This is a genomic window from Bradyrhizobium sp. CCBAU 25360 (assembly GCF_028128695.1).
Taxonomy (GTDB): domain Bacteria; phylum Pseudomonadota; class Alphaproteobacteria; order Rhizobiales; family Xanthobacteraceae; genus Bradyrhizobium; species Bradyrhizobium ottawaense.
In genome coordinates this window covers 156488-172804 of sequence record NZ_LBJA01000036.1, presented here as the reverse complement: position 1 = coordinate 172804, position 16317 = coordinate 156488, and the positions used below count along the sequence as shown (strand labels likewise).

16 protein-coding genes are annotated in these 16317 nt (G+C 64.4%); 7 read left to right on the top strand and 9 right to left on the bottom strand.

The genetic code is table 11. From position 1 onward, the window contains the following. Positions 1-129: 129 nt before the first annotated feature. Entirely contained in the window at positions 130-627 is a 498-nt protein-coding gene (locus tag XH81_RS13740; protein ID WP_018317913.1) for a single-stranded DNA-binding protein, read from the bottom strand. Between the two features lie 449 nt (positions 628-1076). On the opposite strand from XH81_RS13740, the gene XH81_RS13735 reads away from it, so the two are divergent. The 4 genes from XH81_RS13735 to uvrA all read left to right on the top strand — a co-directional run bounded on the left by XH81_RS13735 (position 1077) and on the right by uvrA (position 6982). Then, positions 1077-1826, top strand: a complete 750-nt coding sequence (locus tag XH81_RS13735; protein WP_038949133.1) for an outer membrane protein — start codon at positions 1077-1079, stop codon at positions 1824-1826. A 235-nt stretch (positions 1827-2061) separates the two neighbouring features. After that, on the top strand, positions 2062-2736 hold the full coding sequence (locus XH81_RS13730; RefSeq protein WP_097668666.1) for an outer membrane protein: 675 nt from the start codon (positions 2062-2064) through the stop codon (positions 2734-2736). A gap of 237 nt (positions 2737-2973) precedes the next feature. Then, positions 2974-3720, top strand: a complete 747-nt coding sequence (locus XH81_RS13725; protein WP_095424308.1) for an outer membrane protein — start codon at positions 2974-2976, stop codon at positions 3718-3720. A 286-nt stretch (positions 3721-4006) separates the two neighbouring features. Next, entirely contained in the window at positions 4007-6982 is a 2976-nt protein-coding gene (gene uvrA / locus XH81_RS13720; RefSeq protein ID WP_028144503.1) for an excinuclease ABC subunit UvrA, read from the top strand. A 26-nt stretch (positions 6983-7008) separates the two neighbouring features. On the opposite strand, the gene XH81_RS13715 is transcribed toward uvrA, so the two are convergent. Further along, positions 7009-7560, bottom strand: a complete 552-nt coding sequence (locus XH81_RS13715; RefSeq protein WP_028144502.1) for an RNA 2'-phosphotransferase — start codon at positions 7558-7560, stop codon at positions 7009-7011. Positions 7561-7624: 64 nt separating this feature from the next. Here XH81_RS13715 and XH81_RS13710 point away from each other — a divergent pair, with 64 nt between their 5' ends. Then, a complete protein-coding gene (locus tag XH81_RS13710) occupies positions 7625-8263 on the top strand; it encodes an HAD family hydrolase (RefSeq protein WP_028144501.1) in 639 nt (212 codons plus the stop codon). 81 nt (positions 8264-8344) lie between these two features. On the opposite strand, the gene XH81_RS13705 is transcribed toward XH81_RS13710, so the two are convergent. From XH81_RS13705 to XH81_RS13680, 6 genes are all read right to left on the bottom strand, one after another. After that, on the bottom strand, positions 8345-9298 hold the full coding sequence (locus XH81_RS13705) for a YVTN family beta-propeller repeat protein (protein WP_028144500.1): 954 nt from the start codon (positions 9296-9298) through the stop codon (positions 8345-8347). Positions 9299-9300: 2 nt separating this feature from the next. Further along, positions 9301-9882, bottom strand: a complete 582-nt coding sequence (locus XH81_RS13700) for an SRPBCC family protein (protein WP_028144499.1) — start codon at positions 9880-9882, stop codon at positions 9301-9303. 1059 nt (positions 9883-10941) lie between these two features. Next, positions 10942-11709 (bottom strand): AAA family ATPase, encoded by a 768-nt coding sequence (locus XH81_RS13695; protein ID WP_028144498.1) that lies wholly within the window; start codon positions 11707-11709, stop codon positions 10942-10944. A 108-nt stretch (positions 11710-11817) separates the two neighbouring features. Continuing rightward, positions 11818-12678, bottom strand: a complete 861-nt coding sequence (locus XH81_RS13690; protein ID WP_212475488.1) for a PCC domain-containing protein — start codon at positions 12676-12678, stop codon at positions 11818-11820. A gap of 9 nt (positions 12679-12687) precedes the next feature. Next, positions 12688-14295, bottom strand: coding sequence for an acyl-CoA synthetase (locus XH81_RS13685; protein WP_212475489.1), 1608 nt, complete (start codon positions 14293-14295; stop codon positions 12688-12690). A 105-nt stretch (positions 14296-14400) separates the two neighbouring features. Continuing rightward, a complete protein-coding gene (locus XH81_RS13680) occupies positions 14401-14898 on the bottom strand; it encodes a hypothetical protein (RefSeq protein WP_212475490.1) in 498 nt (165 codons plus the stop codon). A gap of 94 nt (positions 14899-14992) precedes the next feature. Here XH81_RS13680 and XH81_RS13675 point away from each other — a divergent pair, with 94 nt between their 5' ends. Next, positions 14993-15352: a hypothetical protein gene (locus XH81_RS13675; protein ID WP_212475491.1), complete on the top strand. Its 360-nt coding sequence runs from the start codon at positions 14993-14995 to the stop codon at positions 15350-15352. Between the two features lie 87 nt (positions 15353-15439). Continuing rightward, the gene (locus XH81_RS13670; RefSeq protein ID WP_212475492.1) at positions 15440-15715 is read left to right on the top strand and encodes a GNAT family N-acetyltransferase; all 276 of its coding nucleotides are present in this window, start codon (positions 15440-15442) and stop codon (positions 15713-15715) included. Positions 15716-15764: 49 nt separating this feature from the next. On the opposite strand, the gene XH81_RS13665 is transcribed toward XH81_RS13670, so the two are convergent. Beyond that, entirely contained in the window at positions 15765-16160 is a 396-nt protein-coding gene (locus XH81_RS13665; protein WP_028144492.1) for an SPW repeat protein, read from the bottom strand. Positions 16161-16317: the final 157 nt, after the last annotated feature.

Genomic DNA, 16317 nt, shown 5'->3' with positions numbered 1-16317 from the left:
CGAGTTCAACCCAAACATGAAGCGGGCCCGGAAATCCCGAGCCCTTTCTGCCGATTAGTAAGGTTTGCTGACACGAAATGGGAAGGCGCCGCTCAGCCGGCCTGCGCCCCCTCATCGTCCGGTCCCTGCTCAGAACGGGATGTCGTCGTCCATGTCGCTGTTGCGGCCACCGCCGCCGGCGGCCACGGGACGGCGCGGTGCGCTGCTGACGGGTCCGGAGGAGCCGAAATCGCCGCCCGGCTCGTCGCCGAAGCTGCCGCCTCCGCCGCCGCCGCCACGGCCGTCGAGCATCGTGAGCGTCGAGTTGAAGCCCTGGAGCACGACCTCCGTCGAGTATTTCTCGACGCCGCTCTGGTCGGTCCATTTGCGGGTCTGCAGCGCGCCCTCGATGTAAACCTTCGCGCCCTTCTTCAGGTACTGCTCGGCGACCTTGCAGAGCCCTTCATTGAAAATCACGACCCGATGCCACTCGGTCTTTTCCTTGCGCTCGCCGCTGTTCTTGTCGCGCCAGGTCTCGGAGGTCGCGATGCTCAGATTCGCGATCGGCCGCCCGTCCTGGGTGCGGCGGATTTCAGGATCCTTGCCGAGATTTCCAACCAGAATGACCTTGTTGACGCTTCCCGCCATCGCCGCTCTCCACTCCGAATGCCACTGAATTTCCTAAGGCCGAGCGCACTGCCCGCGCTCCTCTGCGCCCTGTTAGGGCGACCCTATACGCTTGCAGGGGCTGCTCAGCCCGTCACCCCCAAGGTTATCCCCACATATAGCACCGACCGGCGGTCTGTTCCAGATTTGTTCCTGCAGAAATCGCCGCCAAATGTGGAGACGGGATGGCGTCTAAATGGCGCTGTGATGGCAATTGGGATGGAACCAAATCGAGGTTCCCGTGAACGGCAAAATCACTTAACATTCATTAAGTTAGAAGTAGGTCGATTACACCCAACTGTTGCACTCCGGGCACGGACTCTGCCGCAGAATCGAGCTATCGTCGTGCTTGGGAATTGATGCAATGGGCCTCGCGCCTGATAGTCCGCCTTGGGGAACTCAGAGAGGCGGACACGACTGGGGAGATTACAGTGAAGAAGATTTTGATTGGCTTTGCCGGCGCGGTTGCGCTGACCCTCTCGGCTCCGGCCGGTGCTGCCGACCTTGCAGCCCGTCCCTATACAAAGGCGCCGATCGCGCCCCCCGCTCCGATCTATACCTGGACCGGTTTCTACATTGGTGTGCAGGGCGGTGGTGCCTGGGGCCGCAGCGACGAAACCTTCTTTGGCGGTCCGAATACGGCGATCTTTGCTGGAAGTCAGAACTACGACACCACCGGCGGCTTTGTCGGTGGCGTAGTCGGCTACAACTGGCAGGCTGCCAACTGGGTGTTCGGCATCGAGGGCGACTATCACTGGGCTGACATCAACGGTCGTTCGGCCGAGATCAATGCCGGCCTCGGCGACACCTATTTCACGAGAATCCGCGGCTTCGGCGACATCAAGGGCCGTCTCGGCTACTCGACCGGCCCCGCTCTCTTGTTCGTCAGCGGCGGCGCTGCGGTCGGCGACATTCAGCATCGCTACGATGGCATCCCCGGAAACGTCTTCATCCAGAACAACACCCGCTGGGGTTGGACCGTCGGCGCCGGCGCGGAATACATGTTCGCCCCGAACTGGTCGGCCAAGGTCGAATACAACTACATCGATTTCGGCAAGAGCACGATTCAGTACAGCCCCGTCGTGACCAACCGGTCCGAGTGGACCGATACCGTTCACACGGTCAAGGCAGGTGTGAACTATCACTTCAACTGGGGTGCGCCGGTCGCCGCGCGCTACTGATATCCCTCTGACATCATTGACGTTTAAGGCCGGCCTCGCGCCGGCCTTTTTCGTTTGGCGCGACATGAACGGGAGGCAATAAGTCAGTAACCATCACCTTTTCGACCGCTGTGGCTTTTCGGAGACACAACTTGCGGCTTTGGTGGTGTAAGTACGGCGTCAGTTGGGCCGTTGAGTCCGCTGCCCTTCCGGTCAGGAAGGCAACAACAGAAACTGGGACTGGGATTAGTTGAAAATGAAGAAGGTTTTGTTGGCTTCGGCCTGTTTGTTCGCTCTCGCTGCGCCCGCCTCGGCGGCCGACCTCGCAGCCCGCCCCTACACCAAGGCTCCGATCGCTCCGGCGGCGGCCGTCTACAACTGGACCGGCTTCTACCTCGGTATCGTCGGTGGCGGCGCCTGGGAAAGCGCTTCCGGCGACCCGAAGATGAAGGGTGGCTTCGTCGGTGGCACCGCCGGCTACAACTGGCAGGCCGGCAACGTCGTGTTCGGCATCGAGGCCGATGGTTCCTGGGCTGACGTCAGCGCCTCGGCGACCGCTCTCGGCATCACCGTGTCGTCCAAGACCGACGCGCTCGGCACCGTCCGCGGCCGCATCGGCTGGGCCGTCAACAACGTGCTGTTCTACGGCACCGGTGGTTACGCCTGGATCGACAACAAGGTCAGCGTCAGCGCTCTCGGCGTGACCGTCTCCGACAGCAAGTTCCACTCGGGCTGGACCGTCGGCGCCGGCGTCGAGGCGTTCTTCGCTCCGCAGTGGTCGGTCAAGGGCGAGTACCTCTATCGCAGCCTCGGCGGCGAGACCTACTTCTCCGGTCTCGGCGCTCCGGTCACCACCGGCACGCTCAACTTCCACACCGTGCAGGTCGGCGTGAACTACCACTTCGGCGCCCCGGTGGTTGCCAAGTACTGATCTGCGAAGCACTGATCACTACCGACGTCACATCGTCACGAAAGGCCGGCCTCGCGCCGGCCTTTTTGTTTTTTCGCGCGCCAACCGGCTCGCTCGCGTTTTCGGAGAGATGTGGCGCCCGGGTGACACAACCTTTGGCTTTAATGGTGTAAAGCAGTGACATTAGTCGGGTCATAGGTCCGCTGGCTCTTCCGCTTTCCGGAAGGTCAGAAAGAGAAACGGAACTGGGGAATGGATATGAAGAAGCTTTTGCTGGCTTCGGCCGGTTTGTTCGCACTCAGCGCGTTGGCACCGGCCTCGGCGGCCGATTTGGCGGCCCGCCCCTACACCAAGGCTCCGGTCGCGCCGATCGCGATGTACAATTGGAGCGGTTTCTACATCGGTATCAACGGCGGCGGCGCCTCGAGCCGCAATTGCTGGGACGTCAACAACATCTTCGGTGTTGCGGGTCCGGACACGGCTGAAGGCTGTCACAATGCGACCGGCGGCGTCGTCGGCGGACAGGTCGGTTATCGCTGGCAGTCGGCCAACTGGGTGTTCGGCCTTGAAGCCCAAGGCGACTGGGCCAACCTGAAGGGCTCGAATACGAGCGTGGTGCTTGGGCCGCTGGTCAACCAGACCAAGATCGACGCGCTTGGCCTGTTCACCGGCCAGGTCGGCTATGCCTGGAACAACGTGCTCTGGTACGTGAAGGGTGGCGCGGCCGTCACGCACGCCAAATATAACGGCCTGCTGGGCGGCGTGGTCCTCGACAGCGCAAGCGAGACGCGCTGGGGTGGCGCGGTCGGCACCGGCATCGAATTCGGCTTCGCACCGAACTGGTCCGTGGCGATCGAATACGACCATCTGTTCATGGGCAAGCGCAACAACTCGTTCACGATCCTCGGCGTCAACGACCGTATCGATCGGATCAAGCAGGACGTCGACATGGGCACCGTCCGCCTCAACTACACTTTCGGCGGCCCCGTGGTCGCCCGGTATTGATCTGAAGTCCTGATCGCTACCGACGTCCCATCGTCACGAAAGGCCGGCCTTGCGCCGGCCTTTTTGTTTTCGCGGCAGCTTCCCGCGCAGTTCCGCACAGCAACTGCTGCCAGATGCCGCCAGCGCGCCAACATTCCGTTGACGATTCGCAAGTCCCACTGGAAATCCGTCTCCGTTCTTCCTACGTTCGCTGACAACCCCATCGGCGCCGATCCCGGTTCCGGGCGAGCGCGCCTTTTTTATTGGCGCGGTCGCGCACCCATGGGATTCCTTGAGGGCAACTCGGATGGATGAAGTGATCAAGGCGAAGCGCCAACAACAGAACGCGGGCTCCAGCCTGCGCGCAATTACGATCCGTGGCGCGCGCGAGCACAACCTCAAGAACATCGACGTCGAGATTCCCCGCGACAAGCTGGTGGTGTTCACCGGCCTCTCCGGCTCCGGCAAATCCTCGCTCGCCTTCGACACCATCTACGCCGAGGGCCAGCGCCGCTACGTCGAATCGCTGTCGGCCTATGCGCGCCAGTTCCTCGAGATGATGCAGAAGCCTGACGTCGACCAGATCGACGGCCTGTCGCCGGCGATCTCGATCGAGCAGAAGACGACGTCGAAGAACCCGCGCTCCACCGTCGGCACCGTCACCGAGATCTACGACTACATGCGCCTGCTCTGGGCCCGCGTCGGCGTGCCCTATTCGCCGGCCACGGGCCTGCCGATCGAAAGCCAGACCGTCTCGCAGATGGTCGACCGCGTGCTGGCGCTGCCCGAGGGCACCCGCCTCTATCTGCTCGCGCCCGTCGTGCGCGGTCGCAAGGGCGAGTACCGCAAGGAGCTCGCCGAATGGCTCAAGAAGGGCTTTCAGCGCGTCAAGATCGACGGCACCTTCCACGAGCTTGCGGAAGCGCCTGTTCTCGACAAGAAATTCCCGCACGACATCGACGTCGTGGTCGATCGTATCGTGGTGCGCGCCGACATCGGCCAGCGCCTCGCCGAGAGCTTTGAGACCGCGCTGAAACTCGCCGAAGGCCTCGCCGTCGTCGAATTCGCCGACGCGCCGGCGGCGGCTCCCGCCGAGGAAAAGAAGAAGACCGCCAAGATCCACGACAAGAGCGGACCCGAGCGCATCCTGTTCTCGGAAAAGTTCGCCTGCCCGGTCTCTGGCTTCACCATTCCCGAGGTCGAGCCGCGCCTGTTCTCGTTCAACAACCCCTATGGCGCGTGTCCGGCCTGCGGCGGCCTCGGCGTCGAGCAGCATGTCGACGAAGACCTCGTCATCCCCGACAAGGAGCTCGCGATCGGTAAGGGCGCGATTGCGCCCTGGGCCAAATCGTCGTCGCCCTATTACGTGCAGACGCTGACTGCGCTCGGCAAGCACTACAAATTCACGCTGACCACCAAGTGGAAGGACCTGGCCAAGAAGACGCAGAACGCCATCCTCCACGGCTCCGGCGAGGACGAGATCAAGTTCTCCTACGAGGACGGGGTGCGCTCCTACGACACCAAGAAGCCGTTCGAGGGCGTCATCACCAACATCAACCGCCGCTATCGGGAAACCGAGAGCGAGTGGGCGCGCGAGGAGCTGGCGAAGTATTTCCACGACGTGCCCTGCGAGGGCTGCAAGGGCTTTCGGCTCAAGCCCGAGGCGCTCTGCGTCAAGATCGGCGGCAAGCATATCGGCGAGATTTCCGAGCTGTCGGTGAAGGGCGCCGGCGCATGGTTCGAGACCGTGCCCGAGGCGCTCAACGCGCAGCAGAACGAGATCGCCGGCCGCATCCTGAAGGAAATCCGCGAGCGTCTCACCTTCCTGCTCGACGTCGGCCTCAACTACCTCACCCTCTCCCGCTCCTCCGGCACGCTGTCCGGCGGCGAGAGCCAGCGCATCCGCCTGGCCTCGCAGATCGGCTCGGGCCTGACGGGCGTGCTCTACGTGCTGGACGAGCCCTCGATCGGCCTGCACCAGCGCGACAACGCGCGCCTGCTCGACACCCTCAAGCGGCTGCGCGACCTCGGCAACACCGTGATCGTGGTCGAGCATGACGAGGACGCCATCCTGCTCGCCGACCACGTCCTCGACATCGGCCCCGGCGCCGGCATGCATGGCGGCAACATCATTGCCGAAGGCACGCCCGCCGAGATCATGCGCAACCCGAAATCGCTCACCGGCAAGTACCTGACCGGCGAGCTCGAGGTCGAGGTGCCGGAGCGGCGGCCGCCGAACCATCGCCGCACCATCAAGGTGGTCAATGCGCGCGGCAACAATCTCAAGAACGTCACCGCCGAAATTCCGCTCGGCCTGTTCACCGCCGTCACCGGCGTGTCCGGCGGCGGCAAGTCGACGCTGCTGATCGACACGCTCTACAAGTCCATCGCCCGCAAGCTGAACAATGCCAGCGAGGGTGCGGCCCCGCACGACCGCATCGAGGGCCTCGAGCACATCGACAAGATCATCGACATCGACCAGTCGCCGATCGGCCGCACCCCGCGCTCCAACCCCGCGACCTATACCGGTGCCTTCACGCCGATCCGCGAATGGTTCGCCGGCCTGCCCGAATCCAAGGCGCGCGGCTACGAGCCCGGCCGCTTCTCCTTCAACGTCAAGGGCGGCCGCTGCGAGGCGTGCCAGGGCGACGGCGTCATCAAGATCGAGATGCACTTCCTGCCCGACGTCTACGTCACCTGCGACGTCTGCAAGGGCAAGCGCTACAACCGCGAGACGCTGGAGGTGCTATTCAAGGGCAAGAGCATCGCCGACGTCCTCGACATGACCGTCGAGGAAGCCGCCGAGTTCTTCAAGGCGGTGCCGCGCGTGCGCGAGACGTTTCAGACCCTGCACCGCGTCGGGCTCGATTACATCCACGTGGGCCAACAAGCGACGACCCTCTCGGGCGGTGAAGCCCAGCGCGTCAAGCTCGCCAAGGAGCTGTCGAAGCGCGCCACCGGCCGCACGCTCTACATCCTGGACGAGCCCACCACCGGCCTGCACTTCCACGACGTCAAGAAGCTCCTGGAAGTGCTGCACGAGCTCGTCGCGCAGGGCAATACGGTCGTCGTCATCGAGCACAATCTCGAAGTCATCAAGACCGCCGACTGGGTCATCGACCTCGGCCCCGAAGGCGGCGACGGCGGCGGCGAGATCGTCGCCTGGGGCCCGCCGGAGGACATTGCCAAGGCGCCGCGGAGCTACACGGGCAAGTTTCTGGAGCCGGTGCTGAAGAAGGCGAGGAAGCCGAAGCGAAGGAGCACGAGCGAGGCGGCGGAGTAGCAGCCTCTCCGCGGCTTCCCATTATGTCATTTGCTCGTCGCCGGGGCCAAGAACTCCGGCGGCACTGTATCGGTCAGCCAGACCCCATTGTCGGCGCGATAGAACTTGAAACCGCGCGCATACATGCCGCCGGCATCGACCTTGAAGATGTGGGGCTTGCCATGGCGCTGCCCCACTTGCCGCGCGGTCTCCTCATCGGAGGACAGGTGCACTTGTTGGCGCGCCTGCGGTTTCAAGCCCTCCGCGAGGATCGCTTCGACAAATCGCGTCGCCGTCCCGTGGTAGAGGACTGAGGGCGGTTCTTGGGGTGGCAAGCCGAGCTCCACCGATACAGAGTGCCCTTGGGCGGCCCGGATCTTCAGTCCGTCGGCTGATAGCGAAAATCGCTTCTTGTCGCTGCTTGCGACGACGCCGAGCAGGTCAGCTCGGTCAAACATCGTCCCTGTTGCATTGGCTTTCTCAAGCAATTCGTCAATATTGACCCAGCCCTCGGCACTGAGCGTCAAGCCGATCTCATCGGGCTTGTGTCTCAGCACGAAGCTCAAGAACTTGCTAAGTTGAATCTGATCGACCGGCATCTTTGTCTTCCTGCTTCCGTCTTGTACATCCGGCCACTTAGCTCGACCAGACTCCCCTTCCCCCATGCCCTACACCCTCGCCATCTTCGATCTCGACGGCACGCTGGCCGACAGCTTCCCGTGGTTCCTGCGCACCGTCAACGACATCGCCGACCGCTTCGGCTTTCGCCGCGTGCGGGATGAGGACGTCGAGGGACTGCGGCATGCCTCGACGCGCGAGATCCTCAGCCACCTTGAGGTACCCTTGTGGAAGCTACCGGCAATCGCGCGGCATGCGCGGCGGCTGAAGGGAGAGGCAGCTAGCGAGATCCCGCTGTTTGGAGGTGTCGAGACCATGCTGCGGACGCTGGCGGACAACGGCGTGCAGCTCGCGCTGGTGACATCGGACAGCGAGGCCAATGCGCGCGAAAAGCTTGGCGAGGCCGCCGCGCTGTTTTCGCATTTCGACTGCTCGGCATCGCTGTTCGGCAAGCCCGCGAAATTCCACCGCGTCATCCGCCGCGCCGGCGTGGCGCCAAACCAGGTCGTCGCTATCGGCGACGAGGTCCGTGACATCGAGGCAGCGCGCAGCGTCGGGATTGCCTGCGGCGCAGTGTGCTGGGGCTATGCGGCCCCGGCGGCGCTGCGCGCGCACGGGCCGGATCACGTGTTCGAGCGGATGGACGAGATTGCGGACGTGTTGTGTAATCGTAGGGCGGATTAGCGAAGCGTAATCCGCCGACCGATCGTCGATGCAAGATGGCGGATTACGCTTCGCTAATCCGCCCTACACACCCTACACACCCTACTCCGTCCTGCGCAGGAACACCCCGAACGCCCTTGGGCCGTCGCCGGTCTTGATCTCGCCGATCACCTTCAGATCAGTCGCGTCGATGATGCTTAGCGTGTTGCTCTCCCAGCAGGCGACGATGACGCGCTTGCCGTCGGCGGTCGCAGCGATGCCTTCGGGATAGTCGCCGACATTGATGCGCTTGACCGGCTTCAGGCTCGCCAGATCGAACACGCTGACGGTGCCGCCATATTGGTCGGTGACGAAGCCCCGGCCCAGCGTCAGCGCCACCGCATAGGGGCGCATGCCGACCGGCACGCGGCCGACCTCGCGGCCAGCGGCGATGTCGATCACGGAGACGTCGTCGGAGCCGACATTGGCGGTGTAGGCGCGCTTGCCCTCGGCATCGATGGTGACACCGAATGGTCGGGTGCCGACCTTGACGGTCGCCTTGCGCTGGCGCGTCGCCGTGTCCACGACCGAGACGATGTCGTCGTCGCGGTCGGCCGAGAGCAGCAGCCTGCCGTCCGGCGTCACCGCCAGGCCCGATGGCGAGGCGCCGACCGCGATGCTGGCCGTGACGCTGCGGCTCGCGGCGTCGATCACCCGCACCGCGGCTGCATACCAATCGGCGACATAGACGGTGCGGCCATCGGGCGCCACGGCAATGCCGAGCGGCCCGCCGCCGACCTCGATCCGCCCGACCACCTGCCGGGCTGCGGCGTCCACCACCGTCACCGCCTTGGCGTCCGGGCTCGTCACATAGGCAAAGCGGTCGTCCGCGCTGACGGCGACGCCGGCCGGCTTGCCGCCGATCGGGATGGTCGCGACGCTACGCGCGGCGGCGAGATCCACGACCATCAGATCGTCGCTGAGCTGGTTGGTGACGAACGCCTCCTCGGCAGCGGCGCTGCCGAGGCTGGCATGACAAAGGCTGGCGGCGAGCGCCGCCAGAACCAGCATCCGCACGATCAGCTACCGCTCTCGATCTTCTTCTTCAGGGCTTCGAGGCCGGCCTTGTAGAGCCCGCTCACCGCCTTCACCGCGGCCTCGTCGCTCAGCTCCGGCGGCGGATCGTTGTTGGGAAAGCCGCGGTAGAATGCCCCGGCCCATTCCAGCTTGGACTTGCCGTCGGAAGCCGGCGACACCGTCAACGTCGAGGAATAATTGGTCACCGGCAGCACCTTCACGTCGACCTTGGTGATCCGGTACGAATAGCTCATCATGTCGGGCTCGTATTTGTAGAGCTCCTCATCGACAGTCGCCCCGCCCGTCAGCGTCAGTTGGCGCGTCGCGCCGATCTCGTTGCCCTTCTCGCCGGTGGTCTTGGTGACAGGCGGAAGCCAGCCCATGTCCTGGAAGTTGCGGATCGCGGCCCAGACCTTGTCCTGCGGCGCGTTGATCTCGATGGATTCCCGCACCTTCTGCCGGGTCGGCCCATGCGCCCAGGCCGCCGGTGAAAAAAACGGCCCGAAGGCTGCCGTCAAGCCTGCCGCCCCACACACAGCCAGCGCGCCAGCCACAGCCGTGCGCCGTCCAATCGTCACCCTCATCTCGTTTCCTCTTACGTCCAGTTGATCGTGCGCGACTTGGAATGCGCGCTGCGGTCATCCTAGCGCATTTTGGGGCCGAGGGGAGACCGGTTCGTGGCGCCGTTGCGGCGGAGCCCGGCGCGACCCACAAGCCCTTGCGCGACCCGGCGGGCAAAACACCCACGGGAAGGGTCAACACCGCCAAACCGAAATATTTCTCTTTATCAGAATTTCGGATTATAGTATAGACGATCATCCCAACCCGGCCGAGGGGCGCAACGCGATCGTCACGACACGCGGGATGGGACGTGGTGGACGCAGGCGGCGTCGGCGCGAAGGTGGTTTGCAGGGCGGGTCACACCGTGAGCAAGGACTAACGCGCACACGACCGGTGCAGCCTGCGTACGGCAAAATCGTGTGGTCCTGGCGCCCGGGGTCTGTGCGCCAAGTGTTGCGGTGATGTCGCGGGCCCGACCGGGTGCGCGCATCAGCCATCCGCAAGGCGACGGGGGCAATAGTGCATCGCTCCCCGGGGAGAGCACGACATAAGCCGTAAACCCACTGCGCAGGGAAGGCCGGATGTTTGGCTACACCTGTATGCCGCTGTGCAGCTTTTTAAGCACACGCTTTCGCACAGTGGACCGCGGGTGCCAGCCGGCACCCGGCCTTCCCTGCGCCCTCGGCACTTTTGAGGGTGGCAACTGAAGCAAAAGCTCGGGCACGATGTGCCGCGAGGATGAAAGCCTGTGCCAGACCTTCACCGACAGTCTCGTGCCCCGGACGCGGCGCAGCACGAAGTGATGCGCAGCAGAGCCGGGGCCCACGCCGCAACGACACCTGCGGCTCCTGGGTCCCGGCTCTGCGCCGCAACGCCATAAGCGCGTTTACGCGCGTCTTCGACGCGCTATGCGCGTTGCAGCTTGTCCGGGACACCAGAGCGGAAAATGCCGCTACTCCACCTACCGTCATTGCGAGCGCAGCGAAGCAATCCAGACTGCCGCCGCGGAAAGATCCTGGATTGCTTCGTCGCAAGGGCTCCTCGCAACGACAGCGGAGAGAACAGCCGTCAGACACGTTCAGCTATTCCTCCAGCGTCGCCTCCACAAACCCGCGCGGGTCAGCACAAAACTCCCGCATCAACCGGTAATGATCCGTCTCCTCGACCGTCACCGGCTCCAGCCCATATTTCGCCAGCCGCAGCAGCCGCGCATTGGGATACGCCATCAGCATCGGCGAATGGGTCGCCATGATGACCTGGCAGATCCGGGAATCCTCCATGCGTCGCAGCAGCTTCAAAAACTCGATCTGGCGCGCCGGCGACAACGCCGATTCCGGCTCGTCGAAGATGAAGATGCCCTGGCGCTGACAACGCTCCTCGAAGAAGCGCAGGAAGCCTTCGCCGTGGGAGTGCGACAGGAAATCGGGACCGGCCTGGCCGGCATCACGCGCGGCCTTGTCCAGATACCGCGCGACCGAGAAAAAGCTCTCGGCACGAAAAAACCAGCCATTGCTGATCTTCGGCAGCCAGCTCGCGCGGAGCGCCTTGCCGAGCTGGCCGCCCATCTTCTCGCGCGCCTCGGAATGGTCGACCGGCATATAGCCCTTGCCGCCGCCGGCATCGTCGTAGCCGGCGAGTGATGCGATGCCCTCGAGGATCGTCGACTTCCCGGTGCCGTTCTCTCCAACGATAATCGTGATGGCAGCGTCGAAATTGAGCTCGAAATCATCCGGGAAGATGGGCAGGCAAAACGGATAGGCCTCGCGATCGTGAACTTTCGACGGGTCGAGCCAGACCCGCTTCAGATACGGTGCTGGCAGGTTGATCGTGCGATGACCTCGCCGGCTCATGGTCGTCTCTCCGTCCGTTCCGCCACCGGCGATCTCAAACCGGAACGTAACGGGAACAATGATGCCGCGCAAGTGGCAGGGGCTCCCGGCGCGAGCCCCGGTCGCAACCTAGTCCAGCGCCTCCAGCACCAGCTCCATCGTCATCAGCACGGGATTGTCGCCGCGGACCAGCCGCCCCTCCGCCAAGCCGCCGGTGTAGTCGACCAGCGCGACGTCGAGCGCCGCTTCGATCGCACCGGAGTGCCCGGGCGCGATCAGACCGGCCGTCACCGCAAGCTCGGTCGCAAACGGCTCGGTCACGCCGCCATGGCTGAAGCGCGCGCCGATGGTCGAGCCGACGCCACCATGGATCTTCGCGCGCGCGATGCCATGCGTGCGGCAGAAGTCTTCGAGGGAGCCAGCAAGATCCTGATTGGGGCGCAGCCGCAGCGCGAAGGCGCTGGCCGTGGTGCGCGCGCCGCTGCTCGCAGCCGCCACCGGCCCGAACAGCTTGAAATTGGTCTCGGGATCGGACTCGGCGGCGAACATCGCGCCATCAAGGCCGAAGGCCTCGACCTCGAACGGTTCGGCGACAACAGTCTCGTCCGGCAGCATGTGGCCACCGCTCGCCTTGCCGTCCGCCTCCGTCCACAGCCCGTGGCAGTGAAAGAACGGCACGCCGTCGCGCATGCCGAGCGTCATGCTCCCGAGCTTCGTGCGCGTCACGCCGCCGGGCCGGTACGTGTCGCTATAGAACGCCGCGTTCTCGCCGGTCTTCGACAGCGCCGGCATGACATAGGCGAACGGCCCGAGCGCGCCGTGTTGGAAGTTGAGCACGCCGCCGGCAAATCCCTCCGCCGCAAAGCCACGCCGCGCGGCTTCCAGCAGCGGCAGACCTGCCGGAAGCGTGAACGAGAAGGCGCGCCCCCTCGCCTCCACCCATTGAATGCGTTCCGCGATGGGCGCGCCCGGCTGCGTGATACTCCTCATCACCTGCGCTCAGCCTGTCTTCGTCTTGTCGAGATCGAGCAGCCCGCGCGCCTCGAGCTCGTCGCGCACCATGCGCTTGGGGACCTTGCCATAGCCGGATTTCGGCAGCGCCTCCCAGAAGAAGAACCGCTTCGGCATCTTGTAGCGCGGCACCTTCGGCGAGAGGAACGCCGCCATTTCGGCTTCGCTCACTGCCTTCTCGCCGGCACGCGCCACGCAGACGGCGACGCCGACCTCGCCCCAGGTCGCATCGGGTACGCCGAGCACGGCGACCTCGCCGACCGCGGGATGCGTCAAGATCTTCTCCTCGATCTCGCGCGGATAGATGTTGGAGCCGCCGGAGATGTACATGTCGGAGGCGCGGCCCGTGATGTAGACGAACCCCTCTTCATCCATGTGGCCGAGGTCGCCGGTGCGGAACCAGCCGTTGCGGAACGCCTTCGCATTGGCTTCGGGATTGTCGTAATAGCCTGCGAGCACCGCCGGCCCGATCACGCAGATCTCGCCGCTCTGGTTGGCCGCGAGCTCGCGGCCCTCGTCGTCCTGGATCGAGACCTGCATGCCGGTACGCTCGAAGCCGCAGGTGCCGATCTTCGCGTGCGGGCCGTCCTCGGGATCGTGCAGCGCTGCCGGCAGCACGGTGACGTTGCCGGTGACCTCGCCGAGGCCAAAATACTGCACGATGACCTTGCCGAGCTTCTTCAGCGCGGTCTTCTGATCCTCGCGATACATCGGTGCCCCCGCATAGATCACGTGACGCAGCGAGGAATGATCGTATTTGTCGACGGCGGGGTGCTCGACCATCATCTTCAGGATCGTCGGCACCGTGAAGAGATTGGCGACCCGATGGATCTCGATCAGGCGGAATGCCTCGTTGATGTCGAATTTTTCGGTCGGCAACAAGACAGTGCAGACGCCGCGCGCGGTCTGCACCAGTTGATGCACGCCGGCGCCATGCGACAGCGGCGCCACCACCAGCGAGGCGTCGTTCTCGGTGACGCCGGGCGTCAGATCGGCGAGATGGTTGGTGATCACAAAGCCCATCTGGCCGTGAGTCAGCACCGCGGCCTTGGAGCGGCCGGTGGTGCCCGAGGTGAAGAAGAACCAGCAGGGATCGTCGTGCTCGACAGCGACATTCGCGACATTGGCGCCGGCCTGCGAGGCAATGGCCTCAGCAACCGAGCGCTCGCCGAACGCGCCCTTGCCGTCGACGCTCCAGGTGAACTCGAGCGCGCCGCCTTTCACGGCCGCCGCATGCTCGGGAAAATCGACATGGCACAGAAACGCCTTGGCGCCGGAGGCCTCTGCGAGATAGGTGACCTCATCCGGCATCAGGCGGAAATTGGTGGGCACCCAGACCGCGCCGAGCCGGAACGCGGCGAACATCGAGAAGAACATCTCGGCGCCATTCTTGGAATGGACCAGGATACGGTCGCCCTTGGCAATGCCACGCGCGGCGAGCGCCGCCGCCAGCGCCGAGACCTGCGCGTCGATCTCGCGCCAGCTCCAGGACTTGTCACCCCAGACGAAACCGGGACGCGCGCCATGCCGCCGCGCATTCTGGGTCAGCATGTGAGCGAGATTCATGACGCGGCGGGACATGCGCAGGGGCTGCATGGGGATTCCTCTTCGAGGGCGGACGGCGCGCTGGCCGCCGGCTCATTGCATCCCATTTATCGCCATCGCCCGCGCCCCTGCAAGGCCGGCGGATGCACGGCTCCCCTACGGCTGCTTGAACGCAAACGGCGTCGCCGTGATCGCCTTCTGCTTGACGCAGGTCTGCGGGCCAAAGCCGCCGCAGAAGCTGCCATGAAGATCGAAGCGGACGGTGCGCGCAGCGCCGCGCTTCATCGGCGGGGCCATGATCTTGTAGCGGAGGACATAGCCGTCAAACACCGGGCGAACGTCGCCGTCCGGCAGCGCCACCAGGATGTTGATGACGCAGCCGCCAGTTCCGCAATAGGTCGTCTCGCGATCGCCGCATTTGGTGTCCTGGAAATCGACGATGTAGTCGTCGCGGCCGTCACCGGTCAGGTCGATCTTGCGCACGGTATCGGGCGCGAAGGTCACCTCGCCACCGTCCTGGCTGGTGCATTCCTCGTTGGCGTAGCGCAGTGCCGTCTGCACGCCGGGCGGATAGTCGGAGGGATTGAACGGCTTTGCATCCTCCGCGCGCGCGGCGGAGACGAACAGAGCGAGCAGAAGCATCAAATAGCGCATGCGCGTTTGTCGCCGGCGCGGCCGCAATCGTTCAGGGAATTTTAAACATGATCGGCGCACCCTCGCTCAGTTCTCGCGTACAGAGTGCAGCATCATGGTCAAAGCGCCCGCCTTCCTCCTGTTGTCGCTGGCGCTCGCCGGATGTGCCGTGGCGCCGCAGGCGCATCTGGCCTCCGATCCCGCCTTCAGGCCTGCGCGTTACGCCTGGGATGGCGCCGGCGAGGATCCCAATCGACCGCGGGCAGCCGCACAACCAGCACGGACCGCGGCCCGATCCGAGCGCAACACATCGCAGGCCGGACTTCAGCCTCAGTCGAAGGAATGGTGGCAGGCGCAGGATGCCAGCGAGGCCGAGCAGGATGCCAGGGTCAACCGCTCCCTGGTCATCTGCCAGGGATGCCTGCGCGCGCCGCAGCAGCCCGAAGATTCCAGGCTCGCCAAAGCGGCCGATTGAACCGAACGACCTCAACATCGGAAACCGGCCGGCGCGACCGTGCGTTATGACTTGGTGCGCGAGGCTGGCAGCTGGAGGGGCGACAACATGAGCAACGTCATCAACAACAAGGACCACTGCCGCTACGAGCTCGCAGTGGATGGCAATCTTGCGACCGAGCATTACAAGCTCGATGGCAACGTCATCACATTCGAGCATACGGACGTGCCGAAGGAGCTCGGCGGCAAGGGCGTCGGCTCGAAGCTGGTGCAAGGCGCTCTCGACCAGGTCCGCGCCGCCGGATTGAAGCTGATCCCGCAATGCCCGTTCGTGAAGGCATGGATCGAAAAGCATCCGGACTATTTCGACCTCGTGGCGAGGTGAGAGCACAGGCCCGCCGCCCGAAGCCAGCGGGCCTGCCGACATCTACGGCCTATCGTCCGTGCTTGAGCATGTCCTGATCATTCAGATCCCAGTCCTGCCACAGCTGAAGGATGCCCAGCAGCACCACCGCCGCGCCGAGGCTCGTGTGGTAGATGCGGAGAAAGCCGTCAGCGGAATAGCCGAGGGCGTAAGGCGAGGCGATGAGCCACAGTCCGACGAGGATCGTCGTCACCTCTTGCCAGCGCTGCAAGGCGACATATTCGAGCTGGCTGATGCCAAAAACGACCAGGCCGATTGCGACCGTATTCAGGATCGCCGTCGGGTGCCCGGCAATCGCCGGATCCTGGATGGGAAACCACGGCGAAGCCACGATGAGCGCGCCGAGCAGCATCCCGCACCAGTCTTCCCATGTTCGATGAGTATTCAAGAAACCAAAGTCCGACATCGTAACCTCCTGCAAAGAGGCATACGTCTGCGGCTGGCAATCATGACACTCCGAATGTCTAGCGACCCTGCCGGCCGCATTCGGGCGTATGTCCTTGAGAGGACGTGGGAGCCGCCGTGGAACTTGCAAGGGTGTCGCCGGTAATTATTGGAGCCGG